Origin of the sequence: Pseudochrobactrum lubricantis (assembly GCF_041929865.1) — a bacterium.
Classification (GTDB): Bacteria; Pseudomonadota; Alphaproteobacteria; order Rhizobiales; family Rhizobiaceae; genus Pseudochrobactrum; species Pseudochrobactrum saccharolyticum.
Window position 1 is genome coordinate 1 of record NZ_JBHEEE010000011.1, and the last position, 16,211, is coordinate 16,211.

Annotated in this window: 16 protein-coding genes; 1 reads left to right on the plus strand and 15 read right to left on the minus strand. The window is 51.7% G+C overall.

Annotated features, from left to right (window positions below; genetic code table 11):
• Positions 1-159 precede the first annotated feature (159 nt).
• From JNC80_RS17435 to JNC80_RS17455, 5 genes are all read right to left on the minus strand, one after another.
• Entirely contained in the window at positions 160-420 is a 261-nt protein-coding gene (locus JNC80_RS17435; RefSeq protein ID WP_376711057.1) for a hypothetical protein, read from the minus strand.
• Entirely contained in the window at positions 420-1,166 is a 747-nt protein-coding gene (locus tag JNC80_RS17440; RefSeq protein ID WP_376711058.1) for a hypothetical protein, read from the minus strand. The genes JNC80_RS17435 and JNC80_RS17440 overlap by 1 nt, the downstream gene beginning before the upstream one ends.
• Before the next feature lie 67 nt (positions 1,167-1,233).
• Positions 1,234-1,632 carry a hypothetical protein gene (locus tag JNC80_RS17445; RefSeq protein ID WP_376711059.1) on the minus strand — a complete coding sequence of 133 codons (399 nt, stop codon included), beginning with the start codon at positions 1,630-1,632 and terminating at the stop codon, positions 1,234-1,236.
• A 1-nt stretch (position 1,633) separates the two neighbouring features.
• The gene (locus tag JNC80_RS17450) at positions 1,634-3,871 is read right to left on the minus strand and encodes a hypothetical protein (protein WP_376711060.1); all 2,238 of its coding nucleotides are present in this window, start codon (positions 3,869-3,871) and stop codon (positions 1,634-1,636) included.
• On the minus strand, positions 3,871-4,677 hold the full coding sequence (locus JNC80_RS17455; protein WP_376711061.1) for a phage tail protein: 807 nt from the start codon (positions 4,675-4,677) through the stop codon (positions 3,871-3,873). Before JNC80_RS17455 ends, JNC80_RS17450 begins: the two co-directional genes overlap by 1 nt.
• A gap of 84 nt (positions 4,678-4,761) precedes the next feature.
• Here JNC80_RS17455 and JNC80_RS17460 point away from each other — a divergent pair, with 84 nt between their 5' ends.
• A complete protein-coding gene (locus JNC80_RS17460) occupies positions 4,762-5,133 on the plus strand; it encodes a hypothetical protein (RefSeq protein ID WP_376711062.1) in 372 nt (123 codons plus the stop codon).
• 165 nt (positions 5,134-5,298) lie between these two features.
• On the opposite strand, the gene JNC80_RS17465 is transcribed toward JNC80_RS17460, so the two are convergent.
• The 10 genes from JNC80_RS17465 to JNC80_RS17510 all read right to left on the minus strand — a co-directional run bounded on the left by JNC80_RS17465 (position 5,299) and on the right by JNC80_RS17510 (position 16,189).
• The gene (locus JNC80_RS17465; RefSeq protein WP_376711063.1) at positions 5,299-6,861 is read right to left on the minus strand and encodes a hypothetical protein; all 1,563 of its coding nucleotides are present in this window, start codon (positions 6,859-6,861) and stop codon (positions 5,299-5,301) included.
• Positions 6,861-9,026, minus strand: a complete 2,166-nt coding sequence (locus JNC80_RS17470) for a PAT1 family protein (protein ID WP_376711064.1) — start codon at positions 9,024-9,026, stop codon at positions 6,861-6,863. Before JNC80_RS17470 ends, JNC80_RS17465 begins: the two co-directional genes overlap by 1 nt.
• A complete protein-coding gene (locus tag JNC80_RS17475; RefSeq protein WP_376711065.1) occupies positions 9,026-9,907 on the minus strand; it encodes a tail fiber domain-containing protein in 882 nt (293 codons plus the stop codon). The genes JNC80_RS17470 and JNC80_RS17475 overlap by 1 nt, the downstream gene beginning before the upstream one ends.
• A 117-nt stretch (positions 9,908-10,024) precedes the next feature.
• On the minus strand, positions 10,025-10,477 hold the full coding sequence (locus JNC80_RS17480) for a GNAT family N-acetyltransferase (RefSeq protein ID WP_376711067.1): 453 nt from the start codon (positions 10,475-10,477) through the stop codon (positions 10,025-10,027).
• The gene (locus tag JNC80_RS17485) at positions 10,474-12,111 is read right to left on the minus strand and encodes a hypothetical protein (protein WP_376711068.1); all 1,638 of its coding nucleotides are present in this window, start codon (positions 12,109-12,111) and stop codon (positions 10,474-10,476) included. The genes JNC80_RS17480 and JNC80_RS17485 overlap by 4 nt, the downstream gene beginning before the upstream one ends.
• Positions 12,112-12,149: 38 nt before the next feature.
• Positions 12,150-12,845, minus strand: a complete 696-nt coding sequence (locus JNC80_RS17490; RefSeq protein WP_376711069.1) for a phage adaptor protein — start codon at positions 12,843-12,845, stop codon at positions 12,150-12,152.
• Between the two features lie 3 nt (positions 12,846-12,848).
• Positions 12,849-13,559 carry a hypothetical protein gene (locus JNC80_RS17495; RefSeq protein WP_376711070.1) on the minus strand — a complete coding sequence of 237 codons (711 nt, stop codon included), beginning with the start codon at positions 13,557-13,559 and terminating at the stop codon, positions 12,849-12,851.
• Between the two features lie 63 nt (positions 13,560-13,622).
• Positions 13,623-13,913: a hypothetical protein gene (locus JNC80_RS17500; RefSeq protein ID WP_376711071.1), complete on the minus strand. Its 291-nt coding sequence runs from the start codon at positions 13,911-13,913 to the stop codon at positions 13,623-13,625.
• Between the two features lie 45 nt (positions 13,914-13,958).
• Positions 13,959-14,981 (minus strand): phage major capsid protein, encoded by a 1,023-nt coding sequence (locus JNC80_RS17505; RefSeq protein ID WP_376711072.1) that lies wholly within the window; start codon positions 14,979-14,981, stop codon positions 13,959-13,961.
• Positions 14,982-14,995: 14 nt separating this feature from the next.
• Positions 14,996-16,189, minus strand: a complete 1,194-nt coding sequence (locus tag JNC80_RS17510; protein WP_376711073.1) for a prolipoprotein diacylglyceryl transferase — start codon at positions 16,187-16,189, stop codon at positions 14,996-14,998.
• Positions 16,190-16,211 lie beyond the last annotated feature (22 nt).

Here is a 16,211-nt window from a genome sequence, read left to right on the forward strand (position 1 = left end):
CAGCTGCTGCTCAAGATTTACAACGCGGGAACGAAGATCGAAATCATTCTCTGTTGGCGACATCACCAGCACCCCGCTTTTTTCCCATATGCATTGTGACCAGCAACGCCCTTGCCTGCGCTCTGGTCATTGCCAGCCAGATAGACGGCTGTTTCTGGCTTAAGGCTGATCTTCTGCCATCCCGCGCAATTGCTCACACTGGTCGCGCACCCCGCCAAGCTCAACACACAGAGCAACGCTGTCCAAATTGTCGATTGTTTCATTAATCCCTGCCCTGTTCTGGATGGCCTGTGTTACAGCTTGCGCGACTTTCAGCGCCGCATCCTGCTTGCCGTCATGTTGTCCGAGCGCATAAAAAAAGAGGCCTGAAACTGCCCCTCCGATTACCGCGCCCGTGATGTGTTGAAGGCTGATTTTCATCAGTGTGCCTCTATCAGCTTTGTGAGCTTCGCTTTGACCTGCGGCATGGAGTAAATTGCATACCCCGCCAGACCGCCGCCAATAACCACAGAAGCCAATTGAACGCGCCAATCCAGTAGACCGAGTGCCGGTAATGCTGCTGCCGTCAACCATGTCCAGAAACGCTTTGACGTGCCAACCGGCTCTGCTACTTCCGGAACTGGAAGAACCTCATTAACCGGCGCTTCGATAACCTGCTCAACACCATACCCCTCAGCAAGCAGCAGCTTATCGTAGTCACGGGCATAGCCAGCAATCAGATCGGCCTTATCCATCAGATTGACGATACGCCGAGCATTACGGAAGTCAGATTTTTGGAGAGTGATGTAATCGGACAATTTCTTACCCGTAAACCAGCCTTCCTGCATACCAATGATGAGGATTGGCGCAGCGTATTCCGGCTTTAACAGAAGCTGAGGATTACCCACGAAATCAACACACATCCGCTCACTGGCTTTTCGACAAAGTTCATGTGCAGCACGTTCATAGTTTTCTTTCCATGTCAGCTGAACATACCCCATACCAACGTGAGGGTAATATTTTTTGGAGCGAAGATATTTCTCTCCGCCCATCTCGCGCACAGGCTTCATAGTGTGCGCTGTCTCATGATACGCAGTCGCTAGCACATAGGCCATTTGATTGCGCAATAACCCACGCTCTCGACCCGCCTCAATCAAGAGACGAGTATCGCCAAGAATCATATTCATATGGCTTCCTTTGGATAATAAAAAACCGCCTCAAGGGCGGTGCAAATGGTCAATGATCAGACGATGGTCAGGCAGTTAATGCTTGCTGCCACATTGCATCAACTTGCTCCTGCGTTAGCGACAGATGCGCTGCCACTTGGTTGAGCAATGGGTGCAAACGCCGGTATTCAGAAGCATCCTGCCATTCGATTACAGCTTCATCACCCATAGCGATAATAGCCGCGTCGAGGTCAGAAAGGCTGATGCCGTTGCGCACCAATGTCAGGCGAAGCTGCCGCTTGCTGATTGGCGGCATCAGGGCGCGTTGCTGTTCTGGCGTTAATTCTGCTCCGGGAATGTCGCCACCCTCAATGTCTTCGACCGGAACTTCTTTCATGGGTAGTGCAAAATCAGGATACGCTTCCGGGTGCATAGGGAAGCCTTTTTTCCCGATACGTTCATGATCGACAACTGTCACAGTGCTCATGTTAGGCCTCTTTATCAACTTCAGGGATGAACCGCCCGGTGCCACGTTCACAGTTCGGGTCTAAATTCAGGACGAAAGCATCTTTTCGCCGCCCTGTGACCATCCATGCGATTTCGTCATTGCAGGATGTATCAGCACAGGTGATTTTCAATATGCCGCCCGTCATCTTGCCATCAGGCCAAACGACTGTTCCACCCTCCTGATTTTGCAATGAGGAAATCATGATATCAGCATTCAATGCTGCGAAAGTACCCGGCATCATTCCGAAATAATCATCGATATTGACGGTTGCCTTGCCATTAACAAGACGGACAACGCCACGATAAATATTCACGTACTCCGGAGCTTCAACAAAACCATGTCGGAGATTTTTATTCGCCGGATCAAGAGGGTGATCAATCAGGAAAGTGCCGCTGCCCTTTGACAAAGCACCCGGTATGTGTACGCGGTTATCAGAACCGAAGCACTCAAGAAGAACTGTACCACCGAAACCAGCTTGAACGCGCCAACTCCCGTACACCGTATCGGATATATTGGCGCCCATTGTATATGCGTATGCCGCTCCAGGAGATTGTAAGAAATACGCCGGAATATTACCCACAACTGAAATAGTGGTGCCGACTATTTTTACAGCTCCGGTAAAGTTAGTACCTGACAAACTTGCCTTACCGTTTAAAGCGCTCTGCGTTGCCGCTGAAACCGGAAGCTGCGCCGCTGTCTGGCCGTTTAATAAGGCGCTATCTGCTGCTTTTTCCTCCGTGCCGAGTTTACCCTCCAATGCATCAGCAATCGCACCAGAAGCCACCATTTGCGCTTCTGTTTTGTTGGCAACATTGCCGAGGCCGACTTCAGCAGGTGTGTGAGTATGAGGGGATGGCGGGAAAGTCGCAGGCTTGCCCGACAGATCGTCGTAACTGCCAGTTGTGGCCACCGTTGCAAGTGCTGGTGTTTTGTCCGCATCAGCAGGAATTCCGGCCAGCTTATTCGCCTCTGCTGTGGTATAGCCTTGATAGCCAGTAGCATAAGAAATGGTGATTGTGCCGCTTGTGGTAATGGCACCAGTTGCAGATAAACCAGCTGGAACAGCAACCTCGACACTTGTAACGGTGCCTGTGTTCGCCGTCGCACCGGTGGCAATGCCTGCAAGCTTTGTCCGCTCAGCTGCGGTCATAACTTTGGCAGCTGTCGTTTCGACCATGCTGCTCATGCTGAAGGCATCGGTGGCCTTGTTATTCGGATCATAAGTTGCACGGAACATGTCTCCGCCACCGGACGGATCAACCCATACACCGCCGCGCGTTAACAATGCCCCGCCCGCTGTTGAGCCAGTAGCATCAATATCTGTCGTCGCGACTTTGCTTTTAGTTGCCAGAGCACCAAGATCAGACGGCTGAACAGCAGTGTCAGCTTTTGCGCCCTGCGCTGTGGTTGCCTTTCCATCCAGTGAAGTTTGCGTTGCTGTCGAGATTGGAAGCGTGAGAGCCGTATAACCTTGCAGCTTCGCACTGTCCGCAGCTTGAGCGTCGGTATCAAGCTTTGTTCCAAGTCCGGCAGTCAGTTCGGTCCTCGTGGCAAAATTGGCGATTGCTGGCGGCTGCACGGCTGTGTCAGCTTTTGCAAGAGACGCAATACTTGCAGCACTCAGTGCCACTGTCCGGTCAGCGGAGAAGTCGCCACCACCCGTCAGTCCCGTACCGGCTGTAAGCTTTCTTGAAGGTTGAACTGAAGTATCTGCCAAAGCCAGCGAGGCGAGTGAGGTGGAGGAAAGAGCAAGAGCGATATTTGCGGCCAAAGTGCCGCCACCGACAAGCCCAGATCCTGCGGAAACTGAGCGCTCTGGTTGAACCGCGGAATCAGCTTTCGCCAAGGACGCGATACTGCCTGTACTTAGCGCAAGTGTTCGATCCTGCGAAAGGTCGCCTCCTCCTGTTAATCCTGCGCCGGTTGCGATAGTCCGATTTGGCTGTACAGCGGTTCCCGCAAGATTTCCTTGTGCGCTAGATGCAAACCGCGCGGAGCCGAGCGTTTCAATCGCCTGCGCTGTTTTAAGCGGCGTCATAGCGACGGTATCACTCAGCCCTTCTCGTGCCTGCGGCTCTGTTGCAATCGGGAGTGCAGCAGCGACCAATTGCTTAACCGTTGTCCGCCGCGTACTTGCTCGGTCAATAGCAACATTATCATCAGGGGATGGCGATGCATCGACCGGAAGGTCGTTAATTCTTACTCGTTCGTCAGCCATTATACACCTGTCCGAATGATATAATTGAGAATGATTGAGGGCTGCATATTAAGATGTGGCTGGCCACTTCCACGTTTTTCAGTGGTAAATAAATGCTTGTGTACGCCCGCCCATAGCGTTCGTAAAAAACCGTCGCCACCAGAACCAGAAGGGCGAATGCCTCCCGAGGAGCTTGAAAGTGCAGGGCCCGGATACTCATGATCATGCCCACCAGAATCTTGCGTTTCGCCAGAATGGGAGTGGGCTGGCATTTGGGCTTCAGTAAGCGTTTGAGTTTCCGCGCCGCCATTCGCCCCAAGGCCTTTACCATCAACCCCGCTACCAGCTGATGTGATACGGTTTGCAGCAGCCCCGCCCATATCATCTTTGCCGACTACGACACGCCCGCGCAGGTCAGGCAAATTGAAGGTCGTTCCACCATCACCTGCACCGTATGTGGTGCCAATAACTGCAAAGAGTGCGGAATAAGTCGTGCGTGAAATGGCCTGTCCAAAGCACAGCAACCAGCCAGTCGGCGCAGCGGGGCCAGCAAAGGCCATAATTGCACCGGTTGGCATCGCTCCATCCAATGTGCGCCGGTTTACAGCATCACCGGCAGCTTTAGGGTCACCAATATTGGTAAGCCGGTAACCGTTCACTGACTGATCTGCCAGCCAAGGCGTTGAACCATTACGTTTGATGGTTTCTGATAAGACCTGAGAGATATCCTCAAGCGGCACGTTATGCTGCTCTGCAAGAACAGTTGTACCAGTGATGGCTTTATACACCGGTGGCAATGTATGCCTGCCGTTTGCATCCAAGGGCATTTCTGGCCTCCAAATAAAAAAAGCCCTCGTGACAAGAGTCAGAGGGCGATGTAAGTTTACTGGCTTAGAGATTGGGGGGTGAGAATGAAGTCGGCTGTTGTTCTATTCGGTTTAGTTGTATTGGCAGGATGTCAAACCAAACAGATTGAAGAAATGGGATATTCTGAGAAGAAGGCCCTAGCAGAACAGATAGTTCAGCGCTGTTATGCACAAGGCGTTAAGCCAAACTCCCCTGAGATGAATACTTGTTCTATGGCGGAGGTTCAAAAAGAACATTACAGCCGCCGAAACAGCGCTATCAGACAGCAAAACGCAGCTGCAGCAATGAGTGCAGGTATGGCTAACGCCTCTCAAGGTTATTATCGCGCTGCGGCAAACACATCAGCAATGAACAGAACTGTCACATGCTCCCGCGTGCCATCTCCTGTCGGGTATTCTACTGTGCGGTGTTACTGATGAATCAAACTGATCACAACCGGAACGAAAATCAGCCATTCTTTAACTCGAACGCCAAGCCGTTTTTTATTCAAATGATGGTTGTAATTTTTTGCGTTGTTTTTCTTGCTTCACCAATTCGAAACTGGATTGGCGAGGTTTTATGTTCAGAGTTAAATTTTTGCTCTAATGAGCAGCAACAACGCCTGAGCGCAACAGCGCATCAACAATAGCTTTTCTGCCTCCTGACAGTTGTGCGATTGGAAGTTTGCCACCAGAAGCAATGACTGCCTCAGCAAGTCTGGCGTTAGTTGCAGATAAAGCTTCGGCTCCACGCTTTGCCACCATCCCCACACCGGCAAGAGGTAAAGTTGCGCCGCCCGTTGCGCTTCCCCCAAGGAGATGAAGCAAAAGAGTGAGGCCGTTTCCTTCTGGCGATAGCCTTCCTGCCAGCCTCAGCAAGCCCTGCCCTTTGGTGCCAACTACAGCCCTCTTAACCGCTTCCAACTCTTGTGGATTGAAGCCTCGCTTTAGCTTGTCAGAGTTAAGAATTTTCCGAAGTTCCTGACGGGTCGCATTCTCAATATTCCCACCTGATCCGGTTGAGGCTGCGCGCAGACCTGCCCTTTCCATAAGGTTATTTACTGTTTCCAGTTTTCGTGCCTGCCCGTAAAGCCCTCTTGCTTCTTTCAATGCGGCGGATGCCAGTTCGTTATTCCCTGTAAGGACATCGCCAGTCTGTGGATTCATCGCAAGACCGTCGAGTGCATCAGCAATTTTGGCCGTAAGCGCATTATTGGATTTATTGCCCGCCTGATATGCATTACCGGCTATTTTACGAGCAGTATCCAGTCCTTTCAGGGTCACATCATTACCAACAAGTCGGTCAACTTCATTCAATGCTACTTTAGCGCCGGATTGTAGTTCGGGGTGATAACCGAAGTCTGCAAAATCTTTCACAAGTGCATCGCGGATGCGCTCAATACCCTGCTTAGAGTAGACAACGCCTGCATCGTCTGCCCGCTCATATGCTGCTGCGGCTGCATTCTTTAAATCATCGGCCGTTGGCAACGCGGATTGATCTATACCTTTTGCACCAATACGGGCGACCGCTCCTGTAAGCCCCCCAAGAGCGCCGCCAAAGCCAGCACCGGTGGCCGCATTCCAAGCACGGTCGTTAAAGCCTTGCCCTTCACCAGCACCGTACACCCCACCCCAGATAGCGCCCTCAGCAGCGCCGCGACCACCCAATGAGGCAAGTGTAGGTTTAGCTCCATTAAGTAGGGTCAAACCACCTTTTGCCGCAACCCCGCCCAGACCAAGACCACCGGCAACACCACCAACAGTAGAAGCAATCGGGGAGCGTTCATTGCGTCGCCTTTGAAGTTCAGCTTCCAATTCCATTGAGCGGTTATATTCACGGCCAATATCGAAACCATTGCCTTGAATTGCGCTAATACCGGCTTTGAACGGAGCCATTGCACCAGACACAATTTCATCGCCAAACGGAATACCTGTGAGGATGCTATCTGTTGCATCAGAAAACGCACCGATGCCACGCAGTGCTTCAATTTTATCGGCCTCAGACGCAGCTGACCATCCATCAGAGAAACGTGCGCCTGCATTTGGCTGTTGCCCACCGAGAGAACCAGCTATTTCATTCACGGTTGCTTCCTGCTGCTCAGGTGACAGCTGCAGAAAGTTATCGTCAACTTTGACGCGCTTACCATTGATATTAAGTGTCGCCATTATGGTTCAATGCTCCACTGAACGCCCGATGAGGTACGATTGCTGCCTGTGCCAATGTCTTTCGATGACTTACGGAAATCTTCCAGCGGGTTTTTCAGGTTCTTAATCAGCTCTCGCCCCTGTGCCGCCGTAATCTCACGATTTGCAACTCGATCAGCGATGTCGCCCATTTGCATCTGATACTGAGTAATGCCAGTCATGGTATCGAGGATGAGATTGTTACCATCAGGCGTGTTGATGATGCGCGGTAATGATTGTTTGAAGAGCGCAAGATCAGCATCAGACATAGGGCCTGATCCGGGCTGCCGCTGCTGAGGCACAAGCTCGTTGATTAAAGCCTGCGATGCTTGAAGGTCGTCAAGCCCATCTGTTTTAATGCCGTACTCACCGGCAGCCAACTTAAGAGCTGCTGTTGCTCCAGTTGGAGACGCTGCCATTAAGCCACGCAAGCGATCAATCTGAGCAAGCTTTGAACGTGCCTGAACGCCTGTATCCGAAAGCGATGAAAACGTTTCAGCGTTCTTTTTGTCGAGCGCTTCATAGAATTTATCACCTTCACCAACTGAAACATTGGTGCTACTGGCGCCAGCCTTTTTAACCATCTGCTGATACTGATCAAAAGTACCAGCAAAGCCGTTCTGACGCGCATATTCAAAGTTCTGAATGTCGCTTGTTGGCTTAGTCTGTTCTGGGAAATTAGCAATAACTTGACCAGTATCTGCATCAACGAGGTTGCCGTTGATGCTGGTTGTATTTCTTTTGGCGGGCGTATTCAGATCACGTTGCAACTTCTGCATTTGCATCTGGCGCATCGGATCAGCATTTTGCATCTGTTGCTGTAGCGCCATGTTAATCATGCCGCGCTGACTATCATTCAGGAATGGATCAGACGCTGCCGCCATAAGCTCCTGAAGCTGGTTGCCGCCCTGCTGTGGCTGCGGTGCCGTTGATGCATAACTGCCCATCGCCGGAGCTTCTGGGAAATAACCCTGCCCTGCCGGTGCCTGCTGCGGTGAAGTACCAGCCGGAGCCAAAGCACCACCAAACATCGCGTCATGCTGCTGGATAGCATTATCCGAGAACTGAGGCAGTGGCGCTTGCGGGATTGCACCCGTTGGCATTGGGTCAAGTTGCTGTATCGCCTGCGGCTGGACAGGTTGGGCTTCCTGCGTTCCGCCAAAACGGGAATTAAACTGATCTTGTGAAATTCCCTGCGGCTCAGGAGGTGCAATCATATTAATTGCGTCAGTTGCGGTATTTGCCGGCTGATGGGATTGTGGGGCATATGCCTGCGCAACACCAATAGACGGATCAAGGCTAGCGACCTGTGCCGATGGCTGTGCAGAGCCACTACTTTGCAGATCAGCAACAATCTGAGCAAGCTGGGCATCTGGTACATTCCGAAAGCCTTCCCACTCGGAACGAAGCGCAGCCATTTTACCGCTTAATGTATTTGCGGAAGCAATACGACGCCGCGCTAAATGGTTGGCAATCGCATCTTGGGTGCTTTGGTCAAATGCAGCATTAGGGTCTAGCCCCATTTCTCTCACAGCATTTCGGAGGGTTGTTCCCACGATTTGGTGCCGCCCCATTGGTGTTGCAACACGCCCAACCTTTCCTTTCACAGATTGAGCGTATCGCCCGCTCGGGTCAGCAAAAGCCAAAACATCTTTTATCGGCATTTGTGAGACTTGTACGCCTGAAAATTCTCCACCATTCCGCTGAGCATGGCCAAATAGCGTGTTATAGTCTCCTCCGCCCTCATGCTTATCCAGCGCAGAGAGAAAAGAGGAGGGCAAAGCACTTACGCCTGCAGGGCTTGCTGTTGTCCCCGTTGCCGCCGCGCTCGTAGGTGATGCACCAACTGCAACGCTGGAGGGATAAGCCGCCTGTCCGCCGGAGAGGATTTTTGCCAGATCAAGCGAATTAAACTTATTGGTAGCGCCCTCAATGCCTGCCTTTTCAGCTGCATCAGCTCGGCCTTGTTTAATGTTACCAACAAGAGCATTGGCCATACGAGCGGCACCCTGCGTCCAGTGACCGACCGGCGAAGTGTCAGCGCCGGAAGCAATCATGGCCTCGGCAATCTTGCGCTCACGGGAGATCTGATCTGGTGTTTTCTTCTGTCCACCAGAACCCCACACGAAATAATCCTGCAAAGCCATTAGTGAACCTTTCCATAGTCAACCATTCGGAAACCGCTTGGATGCATTTTCACAGCGTCTGGCTGCTTTTTCTCAACATCTTGAGCCATAACGCCCATCTGAGTGGGGCCACCATCTTTGTAGCGATAGGTGTAGATTGGTGTACCATCATCAGTGCGGCCCACTCGTTCAACATCAGTTTTCAGATGCTCATCCGAAAATTTAAACATACCTAAAGCAGCCGATCCGAGGCCAAATAGACCACCCATTTTGGCCTGATACTGGTTCATTTCGGATTGGTATTTCTGATTTACCAATCCAGTGTAATCCACGCCGCCAACGCTTGTTTGTGGAGTGCCGCCCGACATCTGAGCCGGATTAGACACCTGCGAACCAGAGAGAAGCGCCGTAATCTCGTTAATCGGCTGGTTGCGCTGCGCCAGAGCCTCACTGAACGCCTGACCGCGACCTGTGAGCATCAAATTGTTATAGGCATCATTCTTGGACTGGCCGAGACGCGCCATTTCTGTGTCCCATGCGGCCGTACCTTCACGAATGCCTTTATTTGCAAGCGTGGTGCGCAGCTTGTCCTCATCCTGCGCAAAGCGAGGATCAAGGCGTTGCGCACCCAGATCATAAGCCCAATTGGCGGCATCCTGATTGTTAAACTCAAAAGGCTTATTGAGGTAATCCTTGAGTTTTGCAGACTGTTCATTCGCAAGGCCAGCCAGATTGCTTTCTGCGGCCTGAGACTGTTCAAAGATTTTCTGCTGCTCAGGGGATAGGTTTGTCGTCTGTGTATAGGTTGGAGTTTCAACCCATTTACCGAACGAATCCTGAAAGCGGTTGGTGCCGGTCTGCTTGTAATCAACCGTTCCCCAAGGATTGACCTGATTGACCATATTCAGGTTCTGCTGCGTAATCGCTGTATCGCGGTTTGCGCCGGCCTGCGCCTGTGCTGTCTGTACCGGATCGGGAGCTTTAGGGGCTTTTTTACCGATAATACACCTACCCGCCTGTTAGGGCTTATAGAAGCGACCGGCGCGCCATGCGTCATCGGTCAAAGTGAAGATAAATTCGCCCTCATCCCTGCCGCGCAAACGGGGGATATAGTTTTCTGAGAACCCGTAAGCTCGGGCGATGCGAAGCATATTTTCGTTGCGCTCTGAAACACGCAGAACGACAAGCTGGTTTTTCAGGCCATCAAAGGCAAAGGACAGCATCGTTTGTGCTGTCCGGCGGGTCAGCCAGCGCTTTGAAATAGCAGCGGTTGTTATCTCAATCACGCCGCTCTCGGGATGCCAGTTATGGAATAAGCTGCCGCCAATCAGTTCGCCGTCTTTGAAATACCCCATAGCAGCGTATTTTTCTAAGGCGTGAGCATCATCAAAAACCAGCTTGCAAACGAACTCACCGATTTGCGTGTGTCGCCCTGGCACCGGCTGCCAGCCGTAAACCTGCGTTTCAATCAAGTCACGATTTCCGCTGTTTGATAGGTCAAATCCAAACTGATGATTTCAGCGTCCAGAGGAACGATTGAGCCACTTGTGACCTGACAGGAAACAGAAAGCGCATAGCCAGAACCACCGACAGAATTCCATCGGTTATTCATGAAGCTTTCCCGCGTTCCTCCCCATACGGATTGCCCCCATATGGCTGTCCCCCATTCGGAGGTAGATTCCACACTGGTGGCATTCGGGGCAGTCGGCAGTTCGATATCGTATTCCTGATGCAGATTGACACTCAATGTCAGCAATGAAGCTGCCCGAATGGTAAACCGCGCCAATTCTCCAATCTTTAAAGAAGCGGGTGCGCCCAAGTCCTCAAATAGCGGCAGATAGGCGCCGGTATAAGTATTGCCTTTATCGCTGCCGCCAACATTGGCTTTGATGACCTCACCTTCCAGAGAGCCGAAATAAAGCTGCCCCTGAAAGACCTCCATGCAGTTCGAAGTCCAGCCTGTGAAACGCCCCCACTTACCGGTCAACGCATTGGCAGCAAACATAACCGGTGATGAACCGCTCATATGCGGCGGGACAACCAGCACCATCTGACGGTCTGGCCATATCTGGCAATGCCAGCCTTCATTGCCACGCAACAAAGTGGCTTCATTCCATGCATCCTCAATCGGATAGGACACTGCCGCCGGAGATAGCGCCGCCACGTCTCTCTGAATTGCCTGAGAAAGCGGGATAAAGCCAGTCGTGGTGGCGATGATAATATCCCCGCCTGCTCGTATCCATGCTTTACGTCCGAGCGGCTTGCCGATCCGGTATACGCCAACCTTTGACCAGTCAGCTGCATCAGATGGATTTGCACCTTGATAGACGGCGATTTCGCCTTCTGTGGTGATAAACACGCATTGCTCAGACAAGCCACCCTGCGCACCGCTATCGAGCGACCACGTAGCACCAAAAAGGATTGAGCCACCTTCTTGGAATACACCGCCAAGCGGGAACTTTGTAAGCTTCCCGCCAACCTGATCAACCGGTAAATACCAGACATCAAGTGTATCTTTTTGAACAAAGAACAGTCGGTTTTTATAAGCCCATGTCGTGACCATATCTTCGGGCTTTACGTCTGTTACGGTGCTTTCAAACTCCAGCGCAGGCGTTTCGGTAAACGTCTCTCCATCATAGACAAATGGCTTATCGACCCCGTTCACACCGCGCAGGAAAATACCGCCAGCGGTTGCAAACTGAATAACTGACCAATCACCAGATTGCTTGCCAGTTAGGACATTCAGCCCAGCCGTGGAGAATTCACCAAAACGAGCACCGGTATCTGTCTCAAGATCATCATCTTCAGCGGTAGAAAGCCGCCAATTACGCGCGTTCGGAACAGCGGTGATATTCCAGATTTCATTGTCGGTAGCTGCAAAAAGCTTCTGGTTGCCGCCTGAAACATATTTGAACAGTGCTCGAACCGGTTTCTTGTCTGTGCCAAGTGTAGCGTAAAGCTCACTACCACGGCGCAGCATTACAGTTGTCGCGCTTGGGAAAAAGTTATCCAGAACGGCGGCGGCTTGAGGCAACCCCTCGCCTGCAGGCTGGGCTATATTCCTGTTCGCCACCCAACCACCGACCGGAGAAAGCCAGCGTTTCATTGTGGAGCCGCGAGGCTTTCGAGCTGATCTTGGCCACTTCATCCAAGCACCTGCGGGTACGCCGGAGAAACATCCAGTGAGGTTGTCGTGCGACCAATCGCAAGGATGTGTGAGCCTTTATCTTTACCTGCAATTTCATTGAAGCGCTTTTCAAACAAAGCCTGATCGTCGGTGTAATCAAGCCGTTTCTGATGTCGATACCGCCAGATCAGACCCAACGTCAGTAAGTCTTCATCAAGCAGAAAGGCATCATCATCCTTTTGAAAGCGCCGCTGTGTTTCACCATTGGCGCTTTTTACGATGTAATTGCTGATGTAATAAAAACGTGCCTTTTCACCCAAAGATACAATGGGCACGATATGCACCTGACCGCCGAGCATTATCCAGCAACCACCGGCAGAATACCCAACAGGACTATTCCGGTTCGCCCATGCATCAAGATCATTGATTGGTACATAGCAATTCGCAAAACCATCCCCGACCCTTAAACTGGCCTTGATTGGCATGCGGCTATAATCCACCGGCAAGGCAAAACTTTCATCGCTGCCGGTGCCTGTCATTTCAGCAAGCTTTGTAAGGACGCGCCAATCGTGCGAACGCGCAATATCCTGCGCAACATCATTGACCAGTTCGGTCAGTTCATTCTCCAGCACATTGGTTGAAGAAAAGAACACGCTGGGCTTTACGCCCATAATGCGTGATGCAGCACTGCGTAGCGCGTCACTTACAGCCATTTGTTATTCTCCAGCCTGAGCGGCATCAAGTTCACGCGCCATTGCCAGCAAGGTTTCACGCTTTGGAGTGCCGCGTACACCTTCGCCGGATTTGTCTTTGATGAAGGCTTTCAGGTCTTCGTCTGGCATGAGCGCAAACAGGTCTTCATCTTCATTATCAGCAGGCGGAGCCGGTGGAGCATTTGCTTCATTTTTTTCAGCCTCAAGCTCTGCAATACGCAGGCGCAACGCCTCATTTTCAGAAGCCAAAGCCACACTATCAGCGCCTTTAAGGGCGCTATCAATGAATGCCTGAGCCTGATCTTTAAGGCCACGGCCACCCTGCCCGAGGTTTTTGAGTGGCTGTCCATCCAGACCGGCAAGCTGCTCAGCGGTATAAATTTTGAGCGCTTTCAGCTCCATGCGTTTGGCTTCGGTCAGGAAGGGCAATTCTGAAAGCGGAGTGCCATCGGCAATCTGTGCGCGACCTTCTTTGAAGCGCAGATACTGCTCATTGTATTTCATGGCATATGTCTGGCGTTCGTTATTGCCGTTTTCATCTTCCGCCCAACCGGCAAAGGAATGTGCAGGGAATACCGGCTTGTGCTGCTTATCACCGGCAAAATGCAGTTCACAGACTTCAATTTCACGATAGATCGGGCGGCCTTCCTTCTTGGATGCTGCCGGATCATGCTGTGCAATGCTTTTGAAAATTGCTGTTTCTTTTAACGACATGGTGTTTCTTTCTGTCTGAGAGAGCGGGAATAAAAAAGGGCGGTGTTACCCGCCCCGTTTTGCTTAGAGTGTTGAGCGTTTCGCGTGGAAGCTCTCGCCAGATTTAACGGCCACCGGAACTTTGAAGCCGCCAGCCCCTGCTGAGGCTACAAAGGTGGTTTCATTGATCTGTACTTCCGCATCTTTCGCCAGATCAGCTCCGGCTTTGACGTGGATGTAATCGTGGCCATCAGAACCTTTGACCATTGTGCCAAGCGGATAGCTTGGTGCGCCTGACGAATTCAGATCCCAATAATATTTATCTGCATGCTGCTCGACATCAGGGCCGAGCGTTGGGGTAATGCGATGAGACATTGCCTTGACCTTTCCTGAAAAAGAAAAAGGACGGGTAAACCGCCCTTAAGTTGCTGGGTTGCTGTCGAACAAGCGCCATGAGAACAGCGGATTGCTATTTGTCAGCTCACCCATGAAGCCAATGAACTGCGCAATCGCATCCTGATTGATTGGCATGAGGCCATCGCCCGGGAACAGCTTGTCAAAGTTACGGTTCTGGTTGTAGCGGAAGCGCATACTGTCAGTGTCGAGACCGTAAGTGGTATTGGCTGGCATATTGGAGCCAATGCCGCCGTCCAGCACGATTTCAGCGCGCTTGCCGCCACCGATATATTCCAAAGATGAGAAGCCAAGCTTCGCAAGGCCGCCCTCTTTGGTGATGCGCTGAATGGCGGTTGTTGCCGCGTCATAAGCTTCATAGTGCTCAGGCGACATGAGCAGCAGATCAGCATGGCGTTTACCACGGGAACGCTGTGTCATGATACGATTCAGCATCGGCCGGATAGTATCTTTATTTACCTGAGTGCCGATATCGGTGAATGCGGCCTGCGCATCAAAAGCACTTGTGCGCCACTTCGGCACCTCTGCGCGGTTGATGCCGCCGTACACGCCCTGATCTGGTAGGATTGGAATAGCGGCATTCAGACCTGTAACAGCCTTACCACCATTTGCAGAGCCATCGCCGTGCAGCGCGGCATCCATCATATCAGTGAGGGAGCCTTCCGCCACTTCCAGATAGGATTCCATTGTGTCGAGAAGCTGATTTTCCCCCTCATTGTTGAGGATTTCCTCATTGGAGAGGGTGATAGGTACAGCCGCCATTTTGGGTGTGAAATAAGCGTCATTGAACAGCTCAATTGGCTTATTCGCCAGAATATCGAAGCCGCTGTACCACTGGCCATCCATCTTATCGATGAGAAGGCGCTCACGGATGCGAGGGCCAGAATATGTTTTCCAAAGGCCTTTACGCTTGAGAACAGCAAAGAATGCATTGCTGTTAGAAACAAGGTCTTGATAACCCTTCGAGCGATCCTCAAAAGCCATCGAAAGAACCTGACGGTAGTGGTCAATCTTTGTAACCGGTGCCATGATAGGTTTTCCTGTTATTGGACATTGCGCAGCGCTTTCTGGAGCGCTTCACGCGGGGATGAAGAAGGCTTTCCTGCTGTGCGAGGGTCTGAGCCTGCCGAAGGTGCGCCGGAGACGGATTTAAGCCCTGCCGGATTGACGGGGCTTGGTGCGTCACGGGTTTGAGCCGTGGGATTCTCTGCAGCCTGTGTGAGAGGTGCTTGAGAAGGATTCATTCTGTCAGCAAGTGCATACGCATCCTGCAATGTGGCTGCGCGTTTGCTTTCAAGGAGGAAGGCGATATCGTCCGCCAGTTCCTCAACACGAGGGTGATCTTTTGCAAAGCTCTGGATCATTTCATGTGTTTCGCGCAGACGATTGTCTTGCATGGTTTGTTCAAATGCCGCCGACCGATTGGTTAGCTCTGTGATTTTTTCATTCATCTGACGAATAACAGTATCCTGCCGCGATGCAGTGCGATCAGCCGGCATATTCAGATAGCTGGCTGCAACGTCACGGAAACTAACCGGCGTACCATCTGGATTGCGCCACTGCTTGTGTGCGGCAACATTCGCGATGATCTGCTCAAAGGCCGTAAACGGGTCGCTGTGCAATAAGCGTTCAATGCCGGTATAATTTGCCAGCGCATCTTTTACTGTGGTGCCGTATTGCGTCGCCATCTCGTCATATTCGCGGATGGTTTCATATTTTTCATGGCTTTCACGGTACTTGTTAAGGCCATTCTCCAGCTCTGACAGGCTGCGATTGACCTCAGCGCGCACACTTTCAGGGGTGCTTTCCCATTCCTGCCTTGCCTGTTCATGGAAGCGCTGCGGCGCTTCAAACTTGACTGGCTTCGGTGCCTCTGGTGTTTGCGGCTGTTCGGCTGGTTTGGCAGCCTCAGGAGCATCTGCATTGGCTTTCGGCTGTTCTGCTTGAGGCTTTGCCTCATCCTTCGCCGGTTCATTATTCTCGCCTTCTTTGGCGGCGGGTTTTTCCGGCTTAGCTTCTTGCTTGGTATCGACAGGAGCTTCTTTCACCTTTGCAAGTGCGCGCTCGACTGCTTCACGGGGGGATTTAGCAGGTTCCTTTGCTTCTGGCTGCTCTGCCGGTGTTTCTGGCTGTTTAACAGCCACCTGTTGCCCGAGCGGATTGCTGTATGTGTCAGTTGTATTGCCAATTTCGGCAACAGCGGATTGTTCTGCCGGAGCAGCGTTTTCGATATCCATGATGTTTCCTGTCTGAGAGGTT